Source organism: Streptomyces cyaneus (assembly GCF_004028635.1).
GTDB lineage: Bacteria > Actinomycetota > Actinomycetes > Streptomycetales > Streptomycetaceae > Streptomyces > Streptomyces cyaneus.
Map to the genome: position 1 here is coordinate 716,517 of NZ_RQJW01000003.1, position 26,960 is coordinate 743,476.

At 70.4% G+C, this 26,960-nt stretch carries 17 protein-coding genes and 1 pseudogene; 6 read left to right on the forward strand and 12 right to left on the reverse strand.

From position 1 onward, the window contains the following. Positions 1 to 171: 171 nt before the first annotated feature. On the forward strand, positions 172 to 2,925 hold the full coding sequence (locus EHO50_RS12180) for a SpoIIE family protein phosphatase (protein WP_181449603.1): 2,754 nt from the start codon (positions 172 to 174) through the stop codon (positions 2,923 to 2,925). 20 nt (positions 2,926 to 2,945) lie between these two features. On the opposite strand, the gene EHO50_RS12185 is transcribed toward EHO50_RS12180, so the two are convergent. The 8 genes from EHO50_RS12185 to EHO50_RS12230 form a co-directional block, all read right to left on the reverse strand. Beyond that, entirely contained in the window at positions 2,946 to 4,463 is a 1,518-nt protein-coding gene (locus EHO50_RS12185; RefSeq protein WP_128429912.1) for a tryptophan 7-halogenase, read from the reverse strand. Positions 4,464 to 4,477: 14 nt separating this feature from the next. Further along, the gene (locus tag EHO50_RS12190; protein ID WP_128429913.1) at positions 4,478 to 12,550 is read right to left on the reverse strand and encodes a type I polyketide synthase; all 8,073 of its coding nucleotides are present in this window, start codon (positions 12,548 to 12,550) and stop codon (positions 4,478 to 4,480) included. Positions 12,551 to 12,761: 211 nt separating this feature from the next. Continuing rightward, on the reverse strand, positions 12,762 to 13,973 hold the full coding sequence (locus EHO50_RS12195; protein ID WP_128429914.1) for a S8 family peptidase: 1,212 nt from the start codon (positions 13,971 to 13,973) through the stop codon (positions 12,762 to 12,764). 423 nt (positions 13,974 to 14,396) lie between these two features. Further along, the gene (locus tag EHO50_RS12200) at positions 14,397 to 15,074 is read right to left on the reverse strand and encodes an LLM class flavin-dependent oxidoreductase (RefSeq protein WP_281288189.1); all 678 of its coding nucleotides are present in this window, start codon (positions 15,072 to 15,074) and stop codon (positions 14,397 to 14,399) included. A 233-nt stretch (positions 15,075 to 15,307) separates the two neighbouring features. Continuing rightward, the gene (gene efeU / locus EHO50_RS12210; RefSeq protein WP_128429915.1) at positions 15,308 to 16,135 is read right to left on the reverse strand and encodes an iron uptake transporter permease EfeU; all 828 of its coding nucleotides are present in this window, start codon (positions 16,133 to 16,135) and stop codon (positions 15,308 to 15,310) included. A 23-nt stretch (positions 16,136 to 16,158) separates the two neighbouring features. After that, positions 16,159 to 16,785, reverse strand: coding sequence for a hypothetical protein (locus tag EHO50_RS12215; RefSeq protein ID WP_128429916.1), 627 nt, complete (start codon positions 16,783 to 16,785; stop codon positions 16,159 to 16,161). A 2-nt stretch (positions 16,786 to 16,787) separates the two neighbouring features. Beyond that, on the reverse strand, positions 16,788 to 17,390 hold the full coding sequence (locus tag EHO50_RS12220) for an iron transporter (RefSeq protein WP_128429917.1): 603 nt from the start codon (positions 17,388 to 17,390) through the stop codon (positions 16,788 to 16,790). A gap of 723 nt (positions 17,391 to 18,113) precedes the next feature. After that, a complete protein-coding gene (locus EHO50_RS12230; protein ID WP_031479720.1) occupies positions 18,114 to 19,172 on the reverse strand; it encodes a vWA domain-containing protein in 1,059 nt (352 codons plus the stop codon). A gap of 180 nt (positions 19,173 to 19,352) precedes the next feature. On the opposite strand from EHO50_RS12230, the pseudogene EHO50_RS12235 reads away from it, so the two are divergent. Together EHO50_RS12235 and EHO50_RS12240 are read left to right on the forward strand one after the other, a co-directional pair. Beyond that, positions 19,353 to 19,530, forward strand: a pseudogene (locus tag EHO50_RS12235) (transposase); the annotation flags it as partial. A 310-nt stretch (positions 19,531 to 19,840) separates the two neighbouring features. Next, complete coding sequence (locus EHO50_RS12240) at positions 19,841 to 20,641, forward strand: aminoglycoside phosphotransferase family protein (protein WP_128430672.1); 801 nt, start codon at positions 19,841 to 19,843, stop codon at positions 20,639 to 20,641. A 336-nt stretch (positions 20,642 to 20,977) separates the two neighbouring features. Here the strand turns inward: EHO50_RS12240 and EHO50_RS12245 are convergent, their stop codons facing one another. Next, complete coding sequence (locus tag EHO50_RS12245; RefSeq protein ID WP_128429918.1) at positions 20,978 to 21,580, reverse strand: DUF6000 family protein; 603 nt, start codon at positions 21,578 to 21,580, stop codon at positions 20,978 to 20,980. Between the two features lie 223 nt (positions 21,581 to 21,803). Here EHO50_RS12245 and EHO50_RS12250 point away from each other — a divergent pair, with 223 nt between their 5' ends. From EHO50_RS12250 to EHO50_RS46015, 3 genes are all read left to right on the forward strand, one after another. Then, the gene (locus EHO50_RS12250; protein WP_128429919.1) at positions 21,804 to 22,421 is read left to right on the forward strand and encodes a dihydrofolate reductase family protein; all 618 of its coding nucleotides are present in this window, start codon (positions 21,804 to 21,806) and stop codon (positions 22,419 to 22,421) included. 4 nt (positions 22,422 to 22,425) lie between these two features. After that, on the forward strand, positions 22,426 to 23,268 hold the full coding sequence (locus EHO50_RS12255; RefSeq protein ID WP_128429920.1) for an alpha/beta fold hydrolase: 843 nt from the start codon (positions 22,426 to 22,428) through the stop codon (positions 23,266 to 23,268). A gap of 480 nt (positions 23,269 to 23,748) precedes the next feature. Continuing rightward, a complete protein-coding gene (locus EHO50_RS46015; protein WP_164904822.1) occupies positions 23,749 to 24,003 on the forward strand; it encodes a transposase family protein in 255 nt (84 codons plus the stop codon). 119 nt (positions 24,004 to 24,122) lie between these two features. On the opposite strand, the gene EHO50_RS12265 is transcribed toward EHO50_RS46015, so the two are convergent. The 3 genes from EHO50_RS12265 to EHO50_RS12275 all read right to left on the reverse strand — a co-directional run bounded on the left by EHO50_RS12265 (position 24,123) and on the right by EHO50_RS12275 (position 26,647). After that, positions 24,123 to 24,860, reverse strand: coding sequence for an NADPH-dependent F420 reductase (locus tag EHO50_RS12265; protein WP_128429922.1), 738 nt, complete (start codon positions 24,858 to 24,860; stop codon positions 24,123 to 24,125). Positions 24,861 to 24,965: 105 nt separating this feature from the next. Beyond that, the gene (locus EHO50_RS12270) at positions 24,966 to 25,559 is read right to left on the reverse strand and encodes a TetR/AcrR family transcriptional regulator (protein ID WP_128429923.1); all 594 of its coding nucleotides are present in this window, start codon (positions 25,557 to 25,559) and stop codon (positions 24,966 to 24,968) included. A gap of 248 nt (positions 25,560 to 25,807) precedes the next feature. Continuing rightward, positions 25,808 to 26,647, reverse strand: a complete 840-nt coding sequence (locus tag EHO50_RS12275; RefSeq protein ID WP_128429924.1) for a helix-turn-helix transcriptional regulator — start codon at positions 26,645 to 26,647, stop codon at positions 25,808 to 25,810. Between the last annotated feature and the right edge of the window lie 313 nt (positions 26,648 to 26,960).

A 26,960-nucleotide genomic window follows, 5' to 3' on the forward strand; every position in this document is an offset into this window, starting at 1 on the left:
GACATCGAGCACGGAGGGATCATGCGCCGCACGCGAGAGTTTGCGGCGGACGGCCCGCGTCCGGAGGGACCGAGGCCGTACGGCGCACCGCCGTAAAGACGCCCGAGGCCGGCCGGGCGAGGATCGGGCCTGGGTCTGGCCGCTTGGGATCACCGGTGTTAGAAAGGTCGCATGGCGAATCGTTTCGCCCGTTTTCAGCACCTCTCGGTCAAGCGCCTGATCGGCAAGAGCACGCGGAGCGTGGCCGGGCAGGTGCTGGTTTTCCAGGTGGCTCTGGTAGTGGCGCTCGTGGCCTGCTGCGTCTTCGCTCTCGTCCTGCAGTCGGAGCGGGACACCAGCGCCGAGGCCAGGCGCCGCTCCACGGCCGTGGCACAGACCTTCGCGCACTCACCAGGCGTTGTGGCGGCATTGCAGACCCCGGACCCGAGCAAGATTCTCCAGCCACTCACCGAGGCGGCACGACGGGCCGCCGACGTCGACTTCATCGTGGTCATGGACACCAAGGGCATCCGGTACACGCACCCCTTGCCGGACCGGATCGGAAAGCGGTTCGTGGGCGAGATCGCGCCGTCGCTGGCGGGGAGGCTCTACGTGGAGAGCGTCAACGGCCCGCTCGGTCGCGAGGTGCAGGCCACGGTCCCCATCAAGAACGCCGACGGCGAGGTGGTGGCCCTCGTCTCGGCCGGGATGAAGGTCAAGAGCGTCGAAAGTCAGCTGGACAGGCAACTACCGATCATCCTGGGCGCCGGAGCCGGAGCGCTCGCGTTGTCCACCGGTGTGACGGCGCTGATGGTCAGGCGGCTGCGGCGGCAGACACACAGCCTGGCCCCGGACGAGATGACCCTGATGTACGAGCACCACGACACGGTGCTCCACTCCGTTCGGGAAGGCGTACTGATCGTGGCCGCCGACGGGCGGCTGATGCTGGCGAACGACGAGGCCAGACGACTGCTGGGGCTGCCCCCGGACGTCGAGGGACGGCTCGTCTCGGAGCTGCCGGGCCTCGATCCCGAGACGAAGGCGCTGCTCGCCTCCGGGCACGAGGCCACTGACGAGGTGCACCTCGCCGGAGAACGGCTGCTCGCCGTCAACAAGCGTCCCACGGATCGCAAGGGAGGCCCCAAGGGAACGGTGGTGACACTGCGCGACTCCACCGAGCTGCAGGCGGTGACCGGCAGGGCGGAGGTGGCACGGGAGCGGCTCAGGCTGCTGTACGACGCCGGACTGCGCATCGGTACCACCCTGGACGTGCTGCGCACCGCCGACGAGCTGGCGCGGGTCCCCGTTCCTCGCTTCGCGGACTTCGTCACCGTGGACCTGGCCGACGCCGTCCTGCACGGCGAGGAGCCGGCCCTCACGGCGACCGACATGCGACGCGCGGCCGTGTGCGGCGTCCGCGACGACCATCCGCTCTCCGAACTGGGCCGGCTCTTCGACTATCTTCCCTCCACACCCCAGGCGCGCGGCTACGGCAGCGGCCGCTCCCAGTTGGTGAGCGACCTGCCGGCCGCCACGGGCTGGCGCGTGCAGGACCCGGAGCGCGCCCAGGCGATCATCGACTACGGCATCCACACCCTCATCACCGCCCCCATCCAGGCCCGTGGCGTCGTGATGGGCATGGCCAACTTCTGGCGCGCGCAGCCGCATGAGCGCTTCGACGAGGAGGACCTTTCGCTGGCGGAGGAGCTGGTGGCCCGTGCCGCGATCAGCATCGACAACGCCCGCCGCTACACCCGCGAGCACGCCCTGGCAGTCACCCTCCAGCGCAGCCTGCTGCCCCAGGCCATGCCGGAGCAGAACGCCCTCGACATCGCCTACCGCTACCTCCCCGCCCAGTCGGGCGTGGGCGGAGACTGGTTCGACGTGATTCCCCTGCCGGGGAGCCGGGTGGCACTGGCCGTCGGCGATGTGGTCGGCCACGGCCTGCACGCCGCGGCCACGATGGGACGGCTGCGGACCGCGGTGCACAACTTCTCGACCCTCGATCTGCCGCCGGACGAGCTGCTGAGCCATCTGGACGAACTGGTCGGCCGCATCGACCAGAACGAGACCGCCGAGAGCGCCGCGGGCGTAGTGGGCGCCACCTGCCTGTACGGGATCTACGACCCCGTGACGCGCCGCTGCGTCATGGCGCGTGCGGGGCATCTGGCGCCCGCACTGGTCCAGCCTGACGGAACCGTCACCTTCCCGGACGTGCCGGCCGGTCCGCCCCTGGGCCTCGGTGGCATGCCGTTCAAGACCGCGGATCTGTGCCTCGCGGAGGGAACCCAGCTCGTCCTCTACACCGACGGCCTGATCGAGGACCGCAGGCGCGACCTGGATGTGGGCATGGAGCTGCTGCGCGACGCGCTGAGCGGCCACCCCGGACGACCGCCCGAGGAGACCTGTCGGGACGTGCTGGACAGTCTGCTCCCCGAGCGCCCCAAGGACGACGTCGCCCTGCTCGTCGCCCGCACGCGGGAACTGCCGCCCGACCGGATCGCCGACTGGGACGTACCACCGGACCCGGCCGCCGTCGCGGGTATGCGCGACGCCGTGTCCGAAAAGCTCGAGGCGTGGGGCCTGTCAGAGCTCGGCTTCACCATGGAGCTCATCCTGAGCGAGCTCATCACCAACGCCATCCGCTACGGCGCCGGGCCGATCCACGTGCGGCTGATCCGCGACCGTACGCTGATCTGCGAGGTCGCCGACGGCAGCAGCACCTCACCGCATCTGCGGTACGCCGCGACGACGGACGAGGGAGGCCGGGGCCTGTTCCTGGTGTCGCAGATGGCCGAGCGCTGGGGCACCCGGTACACCCCACAGGGCAAGGTGATCTGGGCCGAACAGACCCTGCCCGAGGCCATCCAGCAGCCCGCCCCGACACCGGCCGACGTGGACACGCCCCCGGACGACGGGGCAGCCGGCCCGACAACCCCGACGTGAGGCATCGAGTGGTACGACAACTACGCCTCAGGTTCGACCCAGGCCAGCCCGTCCGCCGACGCCACCAGACCGCCGGGCCGCAGCGGCGCCTCCTCCTCCAGCGGCCCGCCGAACAGCCCGCGTTCCTGGAGGGCGGTCCCCTCCTGGAACACCTGTCGGAAGCTCTTGGACTCGTAAAGCGGATTGCGCAGGTCGTCGGCGTCGGGAAGGCGGCGCACGGCCCGCTCGAAGTCGTCGGCGACGGTCGTCAGCCGTGCGCCCACCGGCCCGGCCCCGGTGAGCGACGCGTCGCCGGACGCCAGACCGCCCACCAGCTCGACGAACGCCTCGAGTTCCGTCGAGCCGTTGGTGACCTTGCGCGCCTTCCAGAAGTACGACCGTTCGTCCTGGTGCATGTCGTAGAAGGAGATCAGGAAGTCGTGGAACAGGCCGTACTCGTGCCGGTAGCGGGCCTCGAACTCGGCGAACAGCCGGTCCTCGTCCAGGGCTGCGGAGAGGTAGCCGTTGATGGACCGGGCGGCGAGCAGCCCGCCGTACGTCGCGAGATGGACCCCGCTCGACAGCACCGGATCGACGAAGCACGCCGCGTCTCCGACGAGCACCATGCCGGGCCGCCACAGCCGTGACTTCCAGTACGACCAGTCCTTGCGGACGCGGACCTGGTCGTAAGGCGGCTCGATGGCCTGGGGGACGCCGTCGAGGAAGCCGCGTACCTCCGGGCAGGCGTCGATCAGACGGCGCCAGGCGGTCGCCGGGTCCCGCTGGATCGCCTCGGCGTTCTCGCGGGCGACCACGGCTCCGACGCTGGTCAGGTCGTCCCGCAGCGGGATGTACCAGATCCAGCCCTCGTCGAAGGCGGCGCAGAAGATGTTGCCGTCGTTCGGTGCCGGGAGTCGCGCGCCGCCGGCGAAGTAGCCGAACACCGCGATGTTGCGGAAGAAGTCGGAGTAGGTCCGTTTGCCGCCGACGTGCGGGTGGATCCTGCTGCCGTTGCCGGAGGCGTCCACGACGTACCGGGCGGCGGCCTCGCGGATCTCGCCGTCGGGGCCGGTCCAGCGCACCCCGCGGACCCGCCCCTGCTCGCCCTCGTCGGCGAGCACTCCGGTCACGCGACAGCCCTCCCGGACGTCGACGCCGACCCGGCGGGCGTTGTCGAGGAGGATCGCGTCGAACCGGGACCGCTCGACCTGGTAGGCGAAGGAGGTCGGGTCGGCCAGCCGGGGCGACAGTGCGAAGGAGAACTGCCAGGGGTCGCGGTTGCGGCCCCAGCGGAAGGTGCCGCCGCGCTTCGGCTTGAAGCCCGCGGCGGCCATCTCGCCCTCGACGCCGAGGATCCGGCACACACCGTGCACGGTGGACGGGAGCAGGGACTCGCCGATCTGGTACCGGGGGAAGGTCTCCTTCTCGACGAGGAGGACACGATGGCCGTGCAGGGCGACGGCCGCCGAGACGGTGGCCCCGGCCGGACCGCCGCCGACCACGATGACGTCGAAGTCCTGCGTGGGCTTGGCAGAACTCGCAGAACTCTCAGAACCCACGGGATTCACGGAACTCACTGGTCCCCCTTCGCCGTTCGTGCGTCGATCCAGGTGCGGATCGCCGACACGGTTGTCTCCGCGTGTTCCTGCATCATCGTCAGATGGTCGCCGGGGACCTCCACGACGTCGTGCGCCGTGGGCCAGGAGGTCCGCCAGTCGTCCGCGTCCGCGGAGGCCGCCATGGCGGGCGTGGGCCGCAGGGCGCGCACCAGGAGCGTGGGTGTGGCGACCGGCTCGGGATCCCAGTCGAGAAAGATCCGGTTGTAGGCCCCCATCGCGGCCAGGGCGCTGTCGTCGTCCCCGGTGAGGACGGGCTCTCCGGTGTCCTGCGGCGGCGGGGCGGCCAGGGACAGCAGCCAGTCCTTGCCGCTGTTGTCCGGCGTGATGTGGTAGGTGTCCAGCAGCACCAGGCCGGTCGGTGCCCGGCCCTTGTTCTCCAGCTCGTGGGCCACCAGTTGCGCCACGTTGCCGCCCGCCGACCGTCCTACGACCACGAAGGGTCCGTCCCCGACGTGCCGCAGCACGCTCTCGGCCTGCGTACGCGCCAGCGCTGCGCGGTCCTCGGGCACGGCGGCACCGGCGCCGATACCGGGGTGCGGGAACTCCAGGACGTCCAGGTCGTCCTGGAAAGCGCGGTGGAAGCGAGGGAAGTCTCCTCCGCCCGATACGAGCGAGGGATGGTAGGCCGGGAAGTAGAGGACCGTCGGCCTTCCGGAGCCGGGGCGGCCGTGGGAGCGGCGGATCGGGGGCAGAGCGTGCTCGCGGCCTCGGGCGGCCGTGAAGGTGGGCAGCGCCCAGGACGCGGTGACGAGCAGGTGCACCGCCGCCACCGGTTGTCCGCCGGCGCTGACCGTGCGGAACAGCGAGGAGAGGGTGTAGGCGGGCCGCTCAGCCCCAGGGGCCTTCGGCGCCCCCGTGGCCTCGGGGGCGGCTGCGGCGGGCGCCGGTTCTTCGTCCAGCAGGCCGAGCAGGTGGCGTGCCAGCTCCTCGGCCGTGCGGTGCTCGAACACCACGGCCGCCGACAGCCGGAGAACCAGCGCCATGCTCAACCGGTTGCGGACCTGCACGGCAGTGAGGGAGTCGAACCCCAGGTCGGCGAGGCTCTTGCCGACCGGTAGCGCGTCGGCGTTCGAGTATCCGAGCACCGCGGCCACGTCGGCCCGCAGCAGCTCCACGAGCGCCGCTTCCCGCTCTCCCGGGGATATGCGGGACAGCCGCTTCCGCCAGGCTCCCGGCTCCAGCATCTGCCCAGGAGAGCCGGCGGAGCCGGAGGCCGACGCCGCGGCGGTCGGCCGGTGCTGACGGACGAGTCCGCGCAGCGGCGGTGGCAGGTGCCCCGCACCGGACCGCAGCGCCGCCCGGTCCAGCAGGATCGGCGCCAGCACCGGCTCCGTCGAGCGCAGCGCGGCGTCGAACAGGGCCAGGCCCTGGTGTGTGGACAGCGGCACGAGCACGTCACGTGGATCCGGGCGCTGTGGGCGCTGTCGGGGCTGCTCCCCCGCCATGCCGCCGGCGTGCTCCCACGGGCCCCACGCCAGCGAGAGCGTCGGCAGTCCTTCGGCGGCGCGGCGCTGGGCGAGGGCGTCGAGGAAGGAGTTCGCGGCCGCGTAGTTGCCCTGGCCCGCCCGGCCCAGCAGACCGGAGACGGACGAGAACACGACGAACGCCGAAAGACCCATGTCCCGGGTCAGCTCGTGCAGATTCCAGGCCGCGTCGGCCTTCGGCCGCAGTACGGTCGCCATCCGCTCGGGGGTCAGGGAGTCCAGCACGCCGTCGTCGACGACCCCGGCGGCATGCACCACGGCGGTCAGCGGCGGCTCGCAGCGCTTGATCACCTCGGCCAGCGCGGCTCGGTCGGCCGCGTCACAGGCGACGACGCCGACCTGCTCCGCCCCCAACTCCTCCAGGTCGTCGCGCAGTTCCTTGGCTCCGGGTGCCTGCGGCCCGCGGCGTCCGGTCAGCAGCAGATGCCGTACGCCGTGTTCGGCGACCAGGTGACGTGCCAGTTCCGCGCCCAGCGCGCCGGTGCCTCCGGTGATGAGCACCGTGCCGCCCGCGCCGAACGCGGACCCCGTGCCTGAGGCGTCACCATCACCGACCGCCGCCAGTCGTGGAACCGTCAGCTGCCCGTCCCGCACACGGAGTTGCGGCTCACCGGTGGCGACAGCCGACCGCAGCATCCGCAGCGACTCGGGCCGTCCGTCCACATCCACCAGGACGACACGACCGGGCAGCTCCGACTGCGCCGTACGCACCAGTCCCCAGACCGCCGCACCCGCCAGGTCCGGCATCGGCCCGGTGGCGTCCCGCGTCACCACGACCAGTCGTGAGGCGGCCGCGCCCGGATCGTCCTGCCAGTCCTGGAGCGCCCTGAGCACCCTGCCGGTCAACTCGTGCACGGCGGGCAGCGGATCGGAACCGGACCCACCGGCGGCGACAGCCGTGACGGCGACGAACTCGGGGTGCACGGCGTCGGGCAGGAACTCGGCGAGGTTCAGCTCGTCCGGCCCGCGCACCGCCCAGGCACGCGTATCGGCGTCGCCGGGGAGTTCGAGGGTGACCCATTCAGGGCGCAGCAGAGACCTTCGTACGATGTCGTCCGCAATGTCGCCCGTCACGTCGGCCCGGTCGGCCCGGTCAGCCCCGTCGGCCGGGAGTTCCCGGATGGCCAGCGAGTCCACGCGCGCCACGAGCCGGCCGGACGGGTCGGCCAGGGTCAGCGAGACCGTGTCCGGGCCCTTCGACGTCACCCTGACCCGCAACTCTGTGGCTCCCGAGGCGTGCAGGCTCACTCCGCTCCACGCGAACGGCACCCGCACCGTGCCCGCGTCGCCGGGCGCGGCCAGCAGCGGCGCGTGCAACGCGGCGTCGAACAGCGCCGGGTGGATTCCGAAGCGGCCCGCTTCCGAGGTGTGTGACGCGGGCAGCCGGACCTCCGCGAAGACGTCGTCGCCGCGCCGCCAGACCGCGCCGACGCCCTGGAAGGCAGGCCCGTACGCGAGCCCGGCATCGGCGAGGGCAGCGTAGGCGTCGGTGAGATCCACCGCCTCGGCGTCCTGGGGCGGCCACGGAGTCGGCTCGCCCTCCGCCGCACGCTCGCGGCCCAGTTGACCGGAGACGTTCCGGGTCCACGGGGCGTCCTCGGCGGAATCCTCGGCCGAGTCCTCCGGCCGGGAGTAGATGTCGACCGGCCGCCGGCCCGAGTCGTCCTGCGCACCCACCACGACCTGCACGCGCACCCGCGCGGAACCGGGCAGAGCGAGCGGCGACAGCATCACGAGGTCGTCGACCGCTCCGCAGCCCGTCTCGTCGGCCGCCCGCACGGCCATCTCCACGAACACCGTCGCCGGCACGATCACCCTCCCGGCGACGACATGGTCCGCGAGCCACGGGTGGGCCGCCAGGGACAACAGCCCGGTCAGCACCGTCCGCTCGGTGTCCGGCACCGGGAAGGCCGGGCTCAGCAGCGCCCCTGCCCCGGCCGCCGCCGGGCGCGGTGCGTCCAGCCAGTACCGCTGCCGCTGGAAGGCGTACGTCGGCAGACCCACGCGCCGCGCGCCGGAACCCTCGTACACCGCAGTCCAGTCGACAGCGGCCCCCGCCACATGCAGCCGGGCCACGGCCGACAGGAGCGTCTCCGGTTCGTGCGCACCGCCTCGCGTGGCCACGGCGAGAACGGCGCCGCTCGTGGACGCGTCGGTCAGACAGTCGGTGGCCGCCGCGGTGAGTACGGGCCCGGGGCCGAGTTCCAGGTAGGCCGAGACCCCGTCGTCCGCGAGCCGGCGCACGGCGTCGGCGAAGCGCACGGGCTGCCGGGCGTGCCGCGCCCAGTACTCGGGCGAGCACAGTTCCGCAGGCTCGGCGAGTCTGCCCGTCACGGTGGAGACGATCGGGATGCACGGCGGCCGGAAGGTCAACTCCCGGGCCACACCCAGGAATTCGTCGAGCATCGGCTCCACCAGGGGCGAGTGGAAGGCATGACTCACCCGCAGCCGTACGGCCCTGCGACCGCGGGCCTCGAAGCCGGCCGCGACCGCGAGCACGGCGTCCTGCGCGCCCGAGATCACCACCGAACGGGGCCCGTTGACGGATGCGATCGCCACCCGCGCCCCCAACTCCGCCAGCGCTGGGAGTACTTCCTCCTCGGTCGCGTCCAGCGCCACCATCGCGCCCCCGTCGGGCAACGCCTGCATCAGCCGGCCGCGCGCGGCGACAAGCGTTGCCGCGTCGGGCAGATCGAGTACACCGGCGACATGCGCGGCCGCCAACTCGCCGACGGAGTGGCCCGCAAGCCGGTCGGCTCGAACGCCCCAGGACTCCAGCAGCCGGAACAGCGCCACCTCGAAGGCGAACAGTGCGGCCTGCGTGAAGTCCGTACGGTCGACAAGAGCAGCTTCCGGTGTGCCCGGCTCGGCGGACAGTACCTCGCTCAGTGGCTGTGGGAGACCGTCGTCCAGGCACCGGCACACCTCGTCGAAGGCTTCGGCGAAGACGGGGAAGGCGGCGCGCAGTTCGGCGCCCATCCGAGGGCGCTGGGCACCTTGCCCGGTGAACAGGAAGGCCGTACGGATCTCCGGGGCCGCCAGTCCTCGTACGACTCCGGGTGCGTCCCGGCCCTGCGCGAACGCGTTCAGCGCGTCCAGCATCCGGGTCCGGTCACCGGCCGGCACGAACGCACGATGGGTGAGGGCGGAGCGTGACACCGCGAGGGTGTGGGCGATGTCGGCGGGCGACAGGCTCGGCCGGTTCGCCGCTTCGGCCGCGAGCCGTCGGGCCTGGGCGCGCAGGGCTGTTTCGTCGGCGGCGGAGAGCAGCCACGGAACGGGCGGCGACGCGCCTGTCTCCTGGGAGACCTCCGAAAGCCCGGCCCGGGGCCCTGACGCTGCCTCCGGTCCCTCTGCCTCCGGTGCCTCCTGCAGGATCACATGTGCGTTGGTCCCGCCGATCCCGAAGGCCGAGACCCCCGCACGCCGCGGGCGGTCCGAGGCCGGCCAGGGCCGGGACTCGGTCAGCAGTTCCACCCGGCCCGAGGACCAGTCGACGTGCGGTGTGGGCGAGTCGGCGTACAAGGTCCGGGGCAGTTCGCCGTGCCGCATGGCCTGCACCATTTTGATGACTCCGGCGACTCCGGCCGCTGCCTGCGTGTGCCCCAGGTTGGACTTGACCGACCCGAGCCACAGCGGCTGCTCGCGGCCCTGTCCGTACGTGGCCAGGAGGGCCTGCGCCTCGATGGGGTCGCCCAGCCGGGTGCCCGTGCCGTGGGCCTCCGCCACGTCCACGTCACCGCCGCGCAGCCCCGCGTCCGCCAGCGCCTGTGTGATCAGCTGCTGCTGAGCCGGCCCGTGGGGCGCGGTGAGTCCGTTGGACGCGCCGTCGGAGTTGACGGCTGAGCCGCAGAGCAGGGCCAGGACCGGATGGCCGGCCCGCCGCGCGTCGGACAGCCGCTCCAGCAGGACGAGCCCCACGCCCTCGCCCCAGGCCGTACCGTCGGCCGCCGCCGAGAACGACTTGCAGCGCCCGTCCGGCGACAGCCCGCGCTGCCGGCTGAAGGCGAGGAACGGTTTGGGCGTCGCCATCACCGTGACCCCTCCGGCCAGCGCCAGCGAGCACTCGCCCGAGCGCAGCGCCCGCGCGGCCCAGTGCAGCGCCACGAGCGAGGACGAGCACGCGGTGTCGACCGTGATCGCGGGACCGCGCAGGCCGTACATATAGGAGATCCGTCCGGAAGCCACGCTGCCCGCCGAGCCCAGGCCCAGGTGCGCCTCCAACTCGTGGTAGCGGGTGAAGCGGGCGGAGTAGTCGCCGTGCATCACGCCGACGAACACGCCGGTGTCGCTCTCGCGCAGCGACGCCGGGTCGATCCCGGCCCGCTCCCACACCTCCCAGGACGTCTCCAGGAGCAGCCGCTGCTGCGGATCCATCGCGAGTGCCTCGCGCGGCGAGATCCCGAACAGCCCGGCGTCGAACTCCGCGGCCCGGTGCAGGAATCCGCCGTGTCGCGTGTACGAGGTGCCAATCCGGTCGGGATCGGGGTCGTACAGGGCGTCCAGGTCCCAGCCGCGGTCGGTCGGGAACTCCGAGATGGCGTCCCGGCCCTGCGACACCAACTCCCACAGGTCCTCGGGTGAGTTGACGTCACCGGGATACCGGCAGCCCATGGCGACGATCGCGATGGGGTCGTCCTGAAGGGACCGGTCCTGTCCGCCGTACGACTGCGGGTTCCGCACGGGCTCGGCCTCGAAGAGCGCGGCGCGCAGGTACCGGGCCACCTCGGCCGGTGTCGGATGGTCGAAGACCAGCGTCGACGGCAGGTTCAGGCGGGTCAGGGCACCGAGCCGGTCCACCAGCTCGACCGCACCGACGGACGTCATGCCGAGATCGGCGAACGGACTGTCCGCGTCAGGCAGCTCGCCCGGCGCTCGCCGGCAGACCTCGGCCGTCTCGATGAGGACCGTCTCGCGCAGCGCGCGTTCCCGCTCGTCGAGCGAGAGCGCGCGCAGCCGTTCGCTCAGGCCGGCCTCGACCGCGGCCGGGGCGGCCGGAGCGGGGACGACCAGCTCGTGTCGGGCGATCTTGCCGGACGCGGTACGGGGGACGGCGGCGATCTCGCGGATCTCGGCCGGCACCTTGTAGTCGGCCAGTCGGGCCCGGCACTCGGCGAGCACCCGCCGCGCGTCGATCACGTCCGGACCCGGTACGACGAAGCCGACCGGCACCTCGCCCAGCACGTCGTGCGGCACACCCACGACCACGGCGTCGGACACGCCGGGACACTGCGACAGGACCTGTTCGATCTCCGTCGGGTGAATGTTCTCGCCGCCGCGGATGATCAGCTCGCTGACCCGGCCGGTGAGCCTGAGATGGCCGTACTCGACACGGCGGCCGAGATCGCCGGTGCGGTACCAGCCGTCCCGCAGCGCGGCGGCCGTCGCCTCGGGCTGCTCGTGGTATCCGGTCATCAGGCCCGGCCCACGCACCCAGACCTCGCCCTCGGCCCCGTCCCGGACGTCCTCGCCGCTGCCCGGGTCGACGACTCGTACGTCGACGCCCGGCACGGGAGGCCCGCAGGAACCGTCGACCCGGGGCCCTTCCGGACGGTTCACCGCGATCATGCCGCAGGTCTCGGTGCTGCCGTACGCGTCGAGCAGGGGCGCCCCGAGGGTGTCCTCCACGGCCGCGCGCAGAGCGGGACCACTCGGCGCACCGGCCACGACGCACATCCGCAGCGCCCTCGGGGCCTCGCCGGCCGAGTCGACCAGCCGGTGATACGTCGCGGGCACGCCGGCCAGCATGGTGAAGGGGCCGCCGAACCCCTCGTAGGCGGTGAGCAGTTCCTGCCGCAGGCCGCCCGGCGGCAGCAGCTCACCGGCGATCCGGGCGCTGGCGCCCACGGCCGTCACGCCCAGGATCGCCAGTGAGTGGCTGAAGCTGTGGAACAGCGGAAGCGGCCAGAGCAGGCGGTCGTCGGGCGAGAGGCCGAAGATCGGGGCGTAGCAGGCGGCCACGGACCACAGCGCGGCCCGCTGCGTGGACAGCACTCCTTTGGGCCGGTGGGTGGTGCCGGACGTGTACAGCATCCAGGCCGGATCGTCGAGCCCGAGCATGTCGATCTCCGCGGACCCGTCACTCTCGGCCGCGCTCTGGAACGACTGGGCCCCGTCCGGTATCGGACCGGTGCCGGTGCCGGTGACCAGGACGCCCAAGCCGTCGTACGGCTGTCCAAGGCGCCGCAGTTGTGCGAGGTGCGCGGCGTCGGTGATGACGAAGCCGGCGCCACTGTCCTGGAGGAAGTGGGCCAGCTCGGCGTCGGAGGACCGCGGATTGAGCGGGACGCCGACCATGCCGGCCCGCAGGACGGCGAGGCAACTCTCCACCATCTCCACGCAGTTGCCGAGACAGATCGCAATGCGGTCCCCGCGGCGCAGTCCCGTCCGGGTGAGATACGCCCCCAGTGCGCGGGTGCGACGCTCCAGCTCGGCGTACGTGACGCTGCGCGAGGAGTCGGCGTAGGCGACCCGCTGCGCCGCCAGCTCGGCGTGCTCCTTCAACAGCTCCGGCAGCGGCCGGATCAGCTCCTCACGCCACATGGTCCTGCCTTCCAAGTCCCTCGCGGTTCAACGATGTTGAGCCTACGTGGACCGGCAGCAACGATGCTCCGGACGACGCCGGGCCTCACAAGGCCACAACGCCGGATGCCCTCGGCCGACCGCCCCTTGCCACGACGCGGCCCGGCGATGCCGCTGCGCACGCGCTGGCGGCACCGCCGGGCCCGGTGTCCTGTGTAGATCTACTGTGGATCTACTCGGTCACCTTCAGCAGCTTGTTGGGCGTTCCGCTGCTCGGGTTGGTGATCTTGTCGCCGGTTGCCCCGCCGGTGAGCGCGGTGGCGACGTCGGCGGGAGCGGCGTCCGGGTGACCGGCCAGGTAGACGGCGGCGGCTCCCGTGACGTGGGGGGCGGCCATGGAGGTGCCGGAGATCGTCTTGGTCCCCTGGTCGCTGTCGTTCCAGTCGGAGGTGATGTCCGAGCCCGGCGCGTACAGGTCCACGATCGAGCCGAAGTTGGAGAAGTCCGACTGGGCGTCGTCCTTGGTGCTGGACGCGACCGTGATGGCCTCGGGGACCCGGGCCGGTGAATTCTGCCCCGCGTCCGCCGACTCGTTGCCGGCGGCGACCGCGAAGGTGACGCCGGAGGCGATGGCCTTCTTGACCGCCTCGTCGAGTGCGGGGTCCGCGCCGCCGCCGAGGCTCATGTTGGCAACCGAGGGGCCCTGGTGGTTCTGGGTCACCCAGTCGATGCCGGCAACGACCTGCTCGGTGGTGCCCGAGCCGTTGTCGTCGAGCACGCGAACCGCGACGATCTTGGCCTTCTTGGCCACACCATGGGAGGCACCGGCGATGGTTCCCGCCACATGGGTGCCGTGGCCGTTGCCGTCGTCGGCCGTGTCGTCGTTGTCGACGGCGTCGAAGCCGGAGGCGGCGCGGCCCTCGAAGTCCTTGTGGCTGATGCGTACGCCGGTGTCGATGACGTACGCGGTCACTCCTTCCCCGGCCTTGTCCGGGTAGGTGTACTTGCCGTCGGCGGCCGTGTCCTTCTGGTCTATGCGGTCCAGGCCCCAGGACGGTGGGTTGTCCTGGGTGGCACTGATGTGGAACTTCTTGTTCTGGACCACCTTGGACACCGCGGGGTCGGCCGCGAGGCGCTTGGCCTCCGTCTCGGTCAGACTGCCGGCGGAGAAGCCGTTGACCGCCGAGCCGTAGGTCCGGCTGATCTTGCCACCGTACTCGGCGGCCAGATCCCGCTTCTCGGCCTTGGACGCCTTCTGGTCCAGAAGGACGATGTAGCTGCCGGCCACGGTTCCTTCGGCATTCAGACCGTAGACCGTGCCCTCCGCGGGCTGTCCCGCCTGAGCGATGGGGGACACGTAAAGGCCGGTGCCGACGACGGTTGCGACGGCCGCGATCGCGGTGACGATCTTGGCCTTGCCTGAGCGTTTGTGATGCGCCGTCAAGAGGGGTCTCCTCGTGAAGTGGGGGGATTTACGTTCGAACGCAGCGCTGCGCGTGCTGAGGAGAGTGCCGACTTGTCGCGAGCAGATCAATCTCTCGATGCGACCCCGACGCCCGGCGAGTGGCCGACCTCCACGGGATTCACGCACATTCGAAGCAACCCGAGCGCAAATGTGCAGCACTGAACGCTGGTTGAATCACCAAGGAACAGTCCAGGATTATCTGTGCCGATTTCTTCACCGTCTGCGCACGTTCGGTGGGGTTGAGCGTCACCTTGCACGGTGCGCGCAGTGTCGCGGGCAAGAGCAGAGGCGGCATGGTTGTCGCACGCACAGACGGTCGCCGAACTATGTTGCCCCCCAACATGTGCGCCTGACCTGCGGGTATTCAGCAGCCGCGTGGACGCGGATCCACAACAGCACGCCCTACAGCTGCGGAAGCACTTCACCGGCGATGAGTTCCAGGTGGTCGAGGTCGTGAAAGTCGATCAGTCGCAGATGGATACGGCTTGCGCCGATCGCGGCGAACTCGCCGAGCCGCTCCACGAGCTGGGCCGGTGATCCGACCACCGGATCCTCCGGCGGCAGCGCGCTCTTGACATGCAGCGGGGCGGCCCGCCGTTGCGCCTCCGCGTCGGTACGGCCGAGGGCGACCACGACCCCGGCCGAGAGCAGCAGCGGTGGCTCACCGGCGCCGACCCGCCCGGTCCGGTCGCACGCCTCGGCAACCCGCTGGTACGCCCGGGCAGTCTCCGCCACCGACTTGAACGGCATGTTGAATTCGTCGGCGTACCGAGCGGCCAGCTCCGGGGTGCGCTTGGGGCCGCGGCCCCCGACGATGATCGGCGGCGCCGGCAGCTGCACGGGCTTCGGCAGGGCAGGGGCGTCGACCAGTTGGTAGTGGTCGCCGCGATAGCTGAAGCTCTCGCCGACCGGTGTCCGCCACAGGCCGGTGATCACCGCCAGCTGTTCCTCCAGCCGATCGAAGCGCTCCGGGGCGGGCGGGAACGGGATGCCGTACGAGGTGTGTTCCCGTTCGTACCATCCCGCGCCGAGGCCCAGCTCGACCCGCCCCCCGCTCATCCGGTCGACCTGCGCACACAACCCCGCACCCTAAAACGACTTGCACACAACCAAGTTGAACAGGATCAGTGCTCAGCTGGCCTGGCCCGCCGCCCGTAACGGACATCCTGTGCCGACTCGCGCGTCGAGGTCGGCCCGGAGGGCGGCAAGCGGGAGAGTGTGCGAATCTCCGCAGCCATGCATGGCGCGGGCGGCCCCGCATCCGGTCGTCGCCGGGCGCCTCGTCTCGCCATGCAGTGCCTGGCCGGGAAGGTTCAGCTGGGTTGTGTCGTCGCCGGCGCGGCGGTGCGGGTTGGGCGGAGGAAGAGTGTGAGGACCGGTGCGAGGTAGAGCGCCCAGAACGCGGCTTGTAGAACGCTGGGGTTCGGCTGGAAGTTGAAGATGCCCTTGAGGAGGGTCCCGTACCAGCTGTCCGGGGGGATCGTCGCGCTGATGTCGAACAGGCGGTTGTCCAGGCCGGGCAGGATGCTCGCCTCCTGCAGGTCGTGGATGCCGTAGGCGAGTACTCCTGCCGCGACCACGACGAGGAGGGCGCCGGTCCAGGTGAAGAACTTCGCGAGGTTGATCCGCAGGGCGCCGCGGTAGAACAGCCAGCCGAGGATGACGGCGGTGAGCAGTCCGAGGAGGGCGCCGACGAGTGGGCGGGCTCCGTCGTTGGTGGCCTGGACGGCGGACCAGACGAAGAGGGCGGTCTCCAAGCCTTCGCGGCCGACGGCGAGGAAGGCGGTCGCTACCAGGGCGCCGGTGCCGATGGCCAGGGCCTGGTCCAGCTTTCCGTGCAATTCGGCCTTCAGGTGCCGGGCGGTGCTGCGCATCCAGAAGACCATCCAGGTCACCAGGGCGACGGCAACGATGGACAGAGTGCCGCCCAGCATCTCCTGAGCCTCGAAGGTCAGTTGGGTGGAGCCGAACTGCAGCACCGCACCCACGCTCAGGCTGAGGGCGACCGCGATGCCCACGCCGAGCCAGATCGGCGGCAGCTTGCTCCGGTTGCCGGTCTTGACCAGGTAGGCGACGAGGATGCAGACGACGAGGCTGGCCTCAAGGCCCTCACGCAGGCCGATGAGGTAGTTGGCGAACACACGGTCTCCTTGTTGCGGCGGGCTCAGGAATGGCTGTTGATGAATCCGATGAGGCTGGCGCCCCACCAGCCGAGCTGGCTGACAGTGGCGGCGGCACCCGCTTGGAGGAGGAGGCTGCGAGGCACCGGCTGGTCCCGGTACCGGTCGAGGCACTGGCCGAGTCGGTGTGCGTACAGGCCGTTGAGGGTGATGGCCAGGACGAGTCCGAGCTTTATCCGGGTCAGCGTCGAGGACAGGTCCGGGTGGAGGAACAAACCGGTGGCCACCAGGCCGGCCAGCCCGAGCCAGATCGGGACCTGGAGCGTGCAGGCCGTGTTCAGGATGTCTGCCAGGCGGCGGCATCTCAGCAGCCACAGGAGCGCAAACCAGTCCACGGCGAGTACGGCGCCCAGTCCGACGACGAGGGCCGCGACATGCAGAAAGCGGGCTACGGTCTGCAACATCGGATCGGCGTGGACGTGACCGGACATCCAGCAGACGGCGGCCAGGGCGGCGCAGCTCAGTAGCCCCGCCGCGACGAGAACCCCCAGTGGCGTGTGTGCGGCCTCGGCGCGCTCCGGGGCTTGCTTGCCGGCGGCCGCCGATGGCTCCGGCTCCCCGGTCTGCGGGGAGATCGCAGCGGCCATGGGTCTGTCGGAGATCACGGTCACGGTCAGCTCTCGGGCTTCAGTTCGACGCCTGCGAACGTGGCGGTGACGGTCTCGCTCAGCGCGGGCTTCTCGCCGCTGGCGCCGTGCCGCAGGAAGGTCGGCGGCTGCAGCGTGGCGCGCAGGGTGTACGTGCCGGCCGTGGGGATGGAGAAGTTGTTGGCGTAGTGGAAGAACTCGGCGTGGTAGAAGTTCAGGTCCTGGGCCTGGACGACCTTGCCCTTGGCGTCGACGACTTCGAGCTTGATCGGAACGTTCGGCACGATGCGGCCGGTTTCGGCCTCCATCGGAATGATCTCGATGTGGTGGGTCTCGTTCCTGGCGGGCTCACGGTTGACCAGCGTCCCGTGGGCGCCGTGCTCGGCCTGGAACCACGGCTCGGCAGCTTCGACGATGTAGCCGATGCGGTACTCCCCGGCCTTGGTCTCCCCGCCCCGGGCAGCGATCTCCGCTTCGAGCACGGTGTGCTGGTGCGCCACACCGGCCGGAGCGGTCTCCTTCGCCTGAGCCTTGGCGGGCGCCTTGTCGGCATCGGCGCCACCGCAGGCCGTCAGAGCCAGAGCGAGCGGGGCGGCCAGAAGGAGCGAGGGCAGCGGGGACTTGGACATGGCCGAATTCCTTCGGTCGTAGGTAAGGTGAGGCGAACCTAAGTATTGGCTGTGTGCCCGTCAAGCCATCTCGCAATGCAGGCATCTGTGGCCATACCGGGCGCGCCGTGGGGGATTTTCTTACGGCGCAGGGCAGTTGAGGGGGGTGTCACTCGCGGTTCGATCCGGGCGTGCGGCGGTGTGAGGTTCAACATCTGGACAGTCGATGAGACGCCTCACCTAAACTGCGCGCCGCCCCCTCCCCGCATCTCCCCCAGAAGCCTGTCGTGACCTCTGCCCTGCCCCGCCCCGCCCCGCCCACCTGACCCTGCTCGCCGTCGCCCCCCTCGCCTTCCTGACCGCCTGCACCCAAAGCGGCGGCGGCACCGGACCGTCGGGGTCAATCACGGTCCGGGCGGCCGACGACGCCTGCAAGTTCTCCCAGAGCCATGACGGTGAAGGTCACCCAGGCTGGCGCATACACCACAGCCTGCAAGCCGGGCATGGTCGGCGACGGCATCCGCGGCGAGTTCACCGTGACGGACAAGAAGGGATGACCGCAAGGACCGCGAGCGCCACCCAGGCGAACCTCCTCGGTCACACCGCGGCCACGTATGCCGGGCAAGCCCATAGGCGGTCAAGGCGAGCTCACCGGTCAGGGGCGGCACGCAGGCCGCCGTATTCCTTGATCACGCCTCAGTGCGAGGTTGGAAAGGGCTCACTCATTGATTTCAGAGATTGATTTCAGAGCATGATGAGCAGACGTGTATTCGGCTTGAGCTTCCTGTTCACCGAACGACTCTGTACGTATACCTCCAGCTTGGGGTTGTTCCCCGCTTTCACGGAGACGGTCCCCTGGACGTCCGTACCGAAAAGAAGGCTGCGTGCCGCGTCGCCCGTATAGGCTCGGTCGGTGTCCTTTTCGACCACGATAACTTCCTTGTTCTGCTGAACCTGAGCCCGGGCGCCCAGCTGGTAGTAACACGAACCACGTTCGTACGTCACGCCAGGATGCGAGTTGACGAAGGGACGAATCTCGACCTCCTTGTCGACTTTCAGGAGCCGGTACTTGTCGGCCGGAATCGGTTCGAGATTCGCCCGCACCTCGTCAACCGATATGTCCTGACCGACGGCGAACAGGTTCTTCGTGCCGCGCACCCCCTGCTCGCGCCCGCGCAGGAAGCTGGTGGCGGCAGCGCGCACGGTGCCGATCGCCTCCTCGACACCCTTCTGGGAATCGGCATCCCAGATGGCGATGTTCCCGGCCGGGAAGCCGTAGTTCTGGGCGGTCCGCTTGGCCAGGGAGTTCGGAACGAGGATCGCGGAAGTCCAATGACCCGGCAGCCCGCCCATCTTCGCCGTGATCCTGTCGAGCCAGGGGCCGAGGATGGCCATGTCGCCGTCGTGCCGCCTGTCGCCGCCGGAGGCGTTCTCCTCGCCGTCCGTCACAACGATCTGGAGGAAGCTGTGCTCGCCGTATTCCTCCCAGATATGGCCCAGGTCGTCCAGGGACTTCAGAGAAGCCTCGATGAGGGCCGTGGCGCCATTGTTGACCTGGTACAGCCCGCGCATGGACGGCAGATGCTTCACATCCATGTCCCAGACCAGATTCTCCACCCTGTGGTCAAAGGAATAGAGGCTGATCCGCGTCTCGTGGCCGAGGCTGTCCGACTCGGCCTTCAACCCTGCCACGAACTCGTCCACAACTCGAATGAGTTGGCTCTGGTGCGGACGCATTGAACCCGAACAGTCCACCACCAGCGCGACGTGATTCACCTTGTGCTGGATCTTGTTTGCGGGCATGTTTGTGCTCCCCCTTCGAGGCTCCCCGAGTGATGTCTCCACTCTATGGGGAGGCACTGACAACGGCCTTTGACGCTCAATCACCTGCCTGCAGCCAGCGCTGTGTCCGGCACCCAGGAGACGCTCGGCGATCGCCCATCGCAGCGCACTGGAAGCGGACCGTCGTGCTGCTTCCAAGCAATCTGCGGGATCGTTGAGCGGCTGGTGCCGGAGGAGTTGTGGGAGCTGTTCCAGCGTGTGGCGCCGGAGGCGCCCACGCGGCCCTCGGGGCGGTCGCCGGCGCAGGCACGGTGACCGTGAGGTTCTGGCTGCGATCGTGTTCGTTGCGACGTCCGGCTGTACCTGGCAGCAGCTGCCTGCTGCATCGTTCGGTCCTCCATGACAGCCAGGCCCTGATCCCGCTCGTGAAGGGCATATCGACGGTCCGGTCCCGCCGGGGCACCGCAGTCCGGTGGCGTGGTCGCTCTGCTCGGCGGCGGTCACCCAGGGCATGCCGCAAACTGATCCGCAATCCATTGGTCGGCGAGCTGGAACTGCACCACGCGCCCATGGAACTGCTCACCGACCCAGCCCAGGTGGTCTACGCGTACACCGCAGAACGGGTTCACCGTCCGCCGACGTTTGCGGCCCGGCCCGCGCCGGGTCGATCTGGCGATAGCGTGATCCTCATGACGGCTGAAGACGAGGCCCTGGTCGGCGGGATGGTGAACGCGGGGGCCGTCTTCCGCCGGGGGGAGTTGGTGGAGCGACCGGCACCGCGCAACGCGCGCGCCCTGCACGCCTATCTCCTTGCGCTGAAGGAGCACGGCTTCGACGCGGCGCCGGCCCCTGTCGGTCTCACCGCGGATGGCCGTGAGCAGTTGACATTCATCCCTGGCGACGTGGCTCTGCCGCCGTTCCCGGACTGGGCGATGACGAGCTCTGCCCTCGAATCGGTGGGGAGCCTGCTGCGGCGTCTGCATGAGACCAGCGCGGCCGTCGCGGTCGACACCCGTGCCGAGTGGCCCCCGGACCTTGCCGACCCGGAGGGGGGAACGATGTTGTGCCACAACGATGTGTGCCCGGAAAATGTCGTCTTCCGCGACGGTCGTGCCGCGGCCCTGATCGATTTCGACTTGGCGGCCCCGGGCCGTGCCCTCTGGGACATCGCCATGACCGCCCGCTATTGGGTGCCCATGCTCGATCCCGGGTCCGCGGCCGCTCTCCATCCCCCCGGGCTGGATGCGGCCGCACGGCTGCGGATCCTTGCCGACAGCTACGGCCTCTCAGCGGGGGACCGCGCCGAGTTGCCCGGCGTCATCGAGCAGGCCACGGAGGTCTGCCGGGCCTTCGTCGCCCGCCGCGTGGCCGGCGGAAACCCCGTCTATCTCCAGGCGTTGGCCGAGCGTGGTGGATGGGAACGCTGGGACCGAATGCAGACCTGGCTGGTGGACCACCGCAAGACGTTCACGGCTGCCCTGCTGAACTGACCGGCCCGGAGGTTCGAGGGACAAACTCACCGGGCGTTCTTGGTGCCGCGTTCGTCCTCGGTGGCCTGGAACCGGTACGAGTCGGTTCCGGTCTGGATCAGCGTGCGACAACGCTGGGAGCACGTCCGGCGCTGTGGCCTGCTGCGTCCTTCGGGCAGGATCCGAACAGACTGCGCAGGGCGGTGTTTCCGGGAACGCATCTTGGACTGGGGCAAGGGCATCAGCCCTCGCTCCAGTCGTGCTGGGTGAAGCTGCGGGTCCGCGCCTGGCGTGACGGAGAGCGGCCGCGTCACAGACGTTGAGCCAGAGCCTTTGGAGTGGACAAAGCCAATGGGGTCAGGTGTCGGCGCATTCGTCGATGACGGCGCAGGCGAGGCGGATGCCGCCCAGGTAGTTGGAGATGCCGTCATCGCCGTGCATGTGGGGCGCGTCCTGGAACCACTGCCGCCACAAGCCGCCCTCCTGGAGGAGGCGGCTGGCCCGGTCACCGTGCAGGACGGAGTCGGTGTACGCCAGGGCGCCCATGGCCGTCGGCTGGTCGTAGGCGAGGTCGGGCCGACGCAGGTAGCGATCCAGGTAAGCGGCGAGCAGGTCGGCGTCCCGTGCGGTGCCGAAACTCGCCAGCGCCACGCAGTAGGCCCCACCCGCGCAGCAGACCTCGCTCTCCAGCAGCAGCGCTCCCAGACGCTCGCGGAAGTGGTCACGGCGCGAGACGGCGGCGAGCCATGCCGCAGTGCGCCGCTCTCGCCAGCTGCCTTCGAAGAGAGTTGTGAGCTCGGCGTCGGAAACAGCCTTCGCATCAGCGGCCAGGGCCTGAACGAACGGCTCGTACTCCTCGCGTGGCATACGAAGTACCGCTCCGCCGAGCTTCAGATAGCGCCGCGCGGGGGCGCAATAGCGGCGGAACAGATCCTGTATCTCAGGGTCGTGGCGAATCACCACCCCATCCTCTCGTATCAAGCACACCTGGCCATTCCGAGCACCAAAGCACCAAGTGGCCATACCCTTGGACCTGTACATATGCGCCTCTGAGGTACCCAGGGGCGATCGTCCGCTGTACGTCCGACGTGCCGCTTTCGGGCGTCGTGCCATCGGGTTCGCTTCCGCCACACGCTTCATGCGTGAGCGATGAGTTTGGACGGCGGATCGAGTCTGCCCTGGCATGACTCGAACCATCGCTGACATCTCGGTCTCTCTCGACGGCTTCGTCACCGGGCCCGACCCCAGCCCGGACAACGGTCTGGGTACCGGCGGCGAGGCCCTGCACACGTGGGCGTTCTCCGACGACCCCGACGACCGCCGGGTCCTGCGCGAGGCGACCGCCCGCTCGGGCGCCGTCGTCCTCGGCCGCCACCTCTTCGACGTTGTCGACGGGCCGAAAGGGTGGGACGACACGACCGGCTACGGCGCCGGCGAGGTCGGCAAGCCCGCGTTCGTCGTCGTGACGAGCTCGCCGCCGGAGTCGGTGCGGCTGGCCAACCTCGACTGGACGTTCGTCACCACCGGTCTGCCCGACGCCGTCACCGCGGCGCGCGAGCGAGCAGAGGCGGCGTCGTCGGACAGCGGCAAGGACCTCGACGTCATCCTCATGGGCGGCGGCGCCACGGTCGGCTCGGCGCTCGACGCCGGACTGGTCGACGCGCTGACGCTGCACCTCGCGCCCATCGTGCTGGGCGCCGGGACACCACTGTTCACCGGCGGAGCACCGCGCACGCTGGTGCAGCGGAGCGTGATCTCGACATCGACCGCGACGCACCTGACCTACGACGTCCTCCGGTGATCCGATGACCACTGTCAACGCCAATGAGATCGCCTTGGGCATCGAGTCGTTCGGTGACGACGACGCACCACTCGTCCTGCTCGCGGGCGGGACGACGATGCTCTCCTGGCCCGACGCGCTGTGCGAGCGCCTCGCCGCCGGCGGACGCCGCGTGGTGCGCTACGACCTGCGCGACAGCGGGGAGTCGACGACCACGGATCCGGAAGCGCCCGCCTACACCCTGCGCGACCTCGCCGCCGACGCGGCGGCCCTTGCCGACGCACTCGGCGGCGGGCCCGCGCACCTCGCGGGGATCGGCGTCGGTGGAATGGTCGCCCAGGTGGCCGTGCTCGACCATCCGGGCGCGTTCTCGGCGCTCACCCTGGTGGGCACCCGCGCGGTTGCACCCGGCCCGCCCGACGATGACCTCCCCGACCATGACCAGGCGACGATGAGCCGGCTCTTCGCGCGTCCGATGCCCGACTGGACCGACCGCGAGGCGGTTGCGGAGTTCGCCGCCGCCGGTGCGGAGATCCGCGGCGACGACCCCGTCGCCGCGCGCGCAATCGCTGCGCGCATCTGGGACCGCACGCCCGGCACCGCACCCCCGGTCCAGATGGCCAACCAGATGGGCATGGTGTTCTCCAGGCTCGACTGCAAACCCCGCTGGCGCGAGCGCCTGCCCGAGATCGAGGTTCCCACGCTCGTCGTCCACGGCCGCCGCGACCCGTTCTTCCCCGTCGGCAACGGCGAGGCGATCGCGCGCGAGATCCCCGGGGCACGGCTGCTCGTCCTCAAGACGGCCGCCACCGCGATCCCCGATGCGGCGGTCGGCGAGGTCACCGAGGCGATGCTCACGCTCGGATAGAGGACCGCGCGTGCCGCGCGGGTATGGCATCCGCGCAGCAGCGGGCGTCGGAGGCTCGACCCGCCCGCGCGCCCGCGGAACTCTCGAAGGCGGTTCCGACAGCCGCGGTTCCCACGCCCCGGCCTGACGCCACGCCGACCTGGATGAGGCCGTCAGACCGGGCAGTGGTCCGGGATCGTCAGCGGATCGAGGCCACGCTGTCAGACCTGGGCTTCGAGATCGTCCCTCTGCGGCTGCTCAGCCGGCGCTGTGACGGTGTGACCTGGCTCGCAAGCGACGTTCTGGCTCAACGGATGAAGACGAGTGGCGCCGTGCAGTCGAACTGATCGCTCAGACCCTAGGTGTCGCACTGACCACAGGGGGCCCGGGCCAGCAGCGCCCGGACTGCAGGCCCGTTCCGCCAGGGGATCCCTCTGTCATGCGAGTGGAAACGCTTGAGACGTTTTCTTGCCGGGCCTGAACCTCATGGTGCGGCAGCTCATGACCGCCGATGGCAACCTGGTGGTCGATGCGGCGGGATGCGGGCCGCCGGGCAGGTGTCCGCAGTGCGAGCATTCTGCCACGCGGGTGCACAGCCGGTATTGGCGTCAGATATCCGAGTTACCCGTCGGCGGGCGGAGGTTGATCGTCCGCATCCTTGTCCGGAACGGAGCCCCGGGTTCGGTGACCGGGCTTCCGGGGCTTGGTCCCTGCGGCGCGACCGGGGCTGCGGGGACCGCGGACGCGGTGGTGTAGGTGGGTGAGGGCGGCCTTGCCGAAGTGAGCGCCGTTCTTCGTGTTCGTGGTGTGTGTTCGCGGCGTGCCGACGCTGCCGCTCTCGTGTCGTTGCGTGCACGAGAGCCGCGTCTGGTGTCTCAGCGGTGGGCGGCGCGGTTCATCTCGACGACGTCGTCGACGGTGGGATTGGCACCGAGGGCGGCGAAACGTTCCGGGAGGCTGTCGCGGATGGCCACGTCCTTGGCGCGGTCGGCCGCGGCCAGGGCCGCCGGCAGCTCGTCGAGGGTCAGTTCGGTGCAGTAGGCGGGGCTGTTCGGCTGCTGGCGCCAGGAGTCGGCCAGGGTGCCGGCGTCGTAGGGGTCGAAGCCGGTGTCGTCCACCAGGCTCATGGCCACCTTCCGGGCCTCCTCGGAGTCGCCGGCGACGGGGATGGCGAGGCGCCCAGGCGTTCCGGCCGGGACGCCCTTGGTCCGCTGGGTTTCGGCCAGCGCGGCGTTCCACGCCTTGACCACGGGGCGGCCGAGCAGCTCGGCGGTGTACACGCTCTCCACCTGGCCGTTGTCCACCGCCTCGATCGGCTCGCTGAGCATGCCGGGGTAGTAGTTCGAGGTGTCGATGACCACCGTCTCGTCGGGCACCGACGCGAACAGGTCCGCCAGCTGGCCCGCCACCCCGAACGGGATCGACAGGACGATGACGTCCCGGCCCTGGACGGCGTCGGCGAGGTCCGCCGCGCGGGCCCCGGACTCCAGCACCTCCGCCCGGACAGCCTCGGGGCCGCGGGCGTCGGCCACCTGGACGTCGTGACCGGCCGCGCTGAGCTTGGCAGCGAGGTTGCCGCCGATGGCACCGGCGCCTATGACAGTAATTTCCATGATTTGTTCCTTGAGAGGTTGTGCCGCTCCTGAGGGCAGCGCGATGTGATGGCCGTGTGGTGGTGCCGCCTGGCGTTGCTGGGGCGAGCCGCGGTGTCTGGCGTGTTACGCCTGGGTGTCCCGCTGGCGGTAGCCGCTCGCGATGAGCGTGCGGAGCCGGTCGAGCGACTCCTCCTCGGTACCGGTGCCCTTGATCCAGGCGACGGAACAGGCCGCGAGGAACAGGTCGTGCCCGCGCACCGACGCGCGCACGCGCCCCGCGAGCTGTGCGGCGCGCACGTACTGATCGGTGGCGGAGATGAGGATGTCGCAGGGAATCGTGAGCGGGTTGTCCGGCTCCTGCGCCCGGGCCGCGGCCATGAGCGGGTCCGGCAGCCCGCTGAAGGCGCTGAAGTACTCCTCCATCGCCCGCAGCCACTGTTCCAGCGCCTCGGCCGGGTCGCCGAGCTGATCGATGTCCGCCTGGCGGGCCACCAGTTCTTCGGAGCGCGTCTGCAGCACGGCCGCCAGCAGCGCTTCACGGGTGGGGAAGTGCCGGTACAGGGTGGCGGGCCCGACTCCTGCCTCCTTGGCCACCGCCTCGAGGGAGGTGCCGACCCCGTGCTGCAGGAAGTGACGCTGCGCGGTCTCCAGGAGGGCCGCGCGGTTGCGCTGGACGTCCGCGCGGGGCTTGCGTTCGCGCTGTTCGCCGGCGCTCATGCGCCCTCCTGCCTGCCGTGATCGTGCGGCCGCATCAAACGGATGCTGCCTCCGTATGTATTCGAGAGTAAAACGGAGGCTGCATCCGGTCAAATGGGCGGCCCGAGCGCGGAGCCAGGACAGAGCAGAGGGGCCGACATATTTTGGCCGTAGAGCGCAGGGCAGGAGCCGTGCGGGCCGCACCGTTGCAGGGTGCCCTTGTCCGGCCCTTCCCGCGCCGAGCCCGGCCCGGTCCCCGGTCCAGGACGTCAGGGGGTGAGCTGCTGGTGCCCGATGACGGAGAGCAGTTCCAGCTTGCTGTGGCTCTCCGTGCCGGGGCGAGTGGTCAGGACCACCAGGGTCTGGGCGCGGTTCTCGGTGTACAGGAGCTGGGCGTCGACGTCGATGCGGCCGAGTTCGGGATGGAGGATGGTCTTGCAGTCGTCGTAGCGTCGGGCGACCTCCTGAAGTTCCCACATGCGGACGAACTCAGGGCTGTGCTCTTGGAGTTCGGCGAGGATCCGGGCCGCTCGTGGGGTGTCGCTGCCGGCTGTCAGCGCGGCACGCAGACGTGCTGCCTGGGCGCGGCCGTGGCGCTCGCGGCTCTCCTCGGGAACCATCAGACGTTCGGCCGGGTCCATGAACCAGCGGTAGTAGGCGCTGCGGGCCAGGCCGGTGTGGCGGGTCTGGTCGCCGAGCAGCGCGACGGCCAAGGGGTTCATCGCGAGGGTGTCGACCAGATCGGTCTGCACCAGGGCCGGCGAGTCGTCCAGGCGGTCCAGGACCCGCAGCAGCGTCGGGCTGACATGTTCGGAGCGCTGGAAGCGGGCCGGGGCGTTGTGGCCGATGAGGACGAAGAGATGGTCGCGTTCGTCCAGGGTCAGCCGCAGCGCCCGGGAGAGAGCTTCGGTGATCTGGACGGAGGGCTGCGGAGCACGCTGCTGCTCCAGCCGGGCGTAGTAGTCGGTGGACATGCCGGCGAGCTGCGCGACCTCCTCGCGGCGCAACCCCTGCGTACGCCTGCGCGGCCCCTCAACCAGCCCGACGTCGCGGGGGCGCAACATCTCACGCCGGTGACGCAGAAATTCCGCCAGTTCCTTCTTGTCCATGGCCTCATCCTCGCCGCATCCCGCCCGGCTATCCAGAGACCGCCGATCCATGGCTGAGCCCCCTCCCTCACACGCGCGAAGCCGCCCGCACGTCCGACGCCGAGGGCCCGGGCCCTCGCAGCGAGACGACCCCATGGTCACTTGACCTGCATGATCGCTGGGAAATTGGCCGGCTGCCGACGATGCGCCGCAGGCCGCCGGTCTGGAAGACGGCCTGCGGCGACGGTCCTCCGTCGAGGACGCCCGACGCCTCGGACCGGCCCCGGGCCTCGTCTCCCGGCCCGGCGGACACAGCGATGTTCGTCGTGTGATG